At 39.8% G+C, this 595-nt stretch carries 1 protein-coding gene; it reads left to right on the top strand.

Translation table 11 applies throughout. The features are described from left to right. Positions 1-15 precede the first annotated feature (15 nt). Positions 16-595: endonuclease III (nth, locus tag V7147_RS12615; RefSeq protein ID WP_335368217.1), on the top strand; the 580-nt coding region annotated here is incomplete at its 3' end.

Raw genomic sequence — 595 nt, forward strand, 5'->3', positions numbered from 1 at the left:
AAGCAGGTGATAAATATGCTAAACAAACAACAAATTCGATTTTGTCTAGACACAATGGGGGAGATGTTCCCGGATGCACATTGTGAGTTAAACCACAAGAATCCGTTTGAACTGGTGATTGCTGTTGCATTATCTGCCCAATGTACAGACGCATTGGTAAATAAAGTAACGGCAACTCTTTTTGAAAAATACAAAACCCCTGAGGATTATTTAGCAGTATCTCTTGAAGAGCTTCAAAATGATATTCGTTCCATTGGTCTTTATCGAAACAAGGCCAAAAACATTCGCAACCTATGTCAAATGTTGATTGAAGAATATGCTGGCGTCCTTCCGCAAGACCGTGATGAATTAACAAAATTCCCTGGGGTAGGAAGAAAAACAGCCAATGTTGTTGTCTCAGTTGCATTCGGTGTACCTGCGATTGCAGTTGATACACATGTAGAGAGAGTCAGCAAAAGGCTTGGATTTTGTAGATGGAAGGACTCTGTTCTAGAAGTCGAGAAGACATTGATGAAAAAGATTCCGAAAGAAGAATGGTCTGCAACGCATCATCGGATGATATTTTTCGGAAGATACCATTGTAAAGCTCAAAACC

The organism is Bacillus sp. JJ1521 (assembly GCF_036965165.1).
Taxonomy (GTDB): Bacteria; Bacillota; Bacilli; order Bacillales; family Bacillaceae_L; genus Ferdinandcohnia.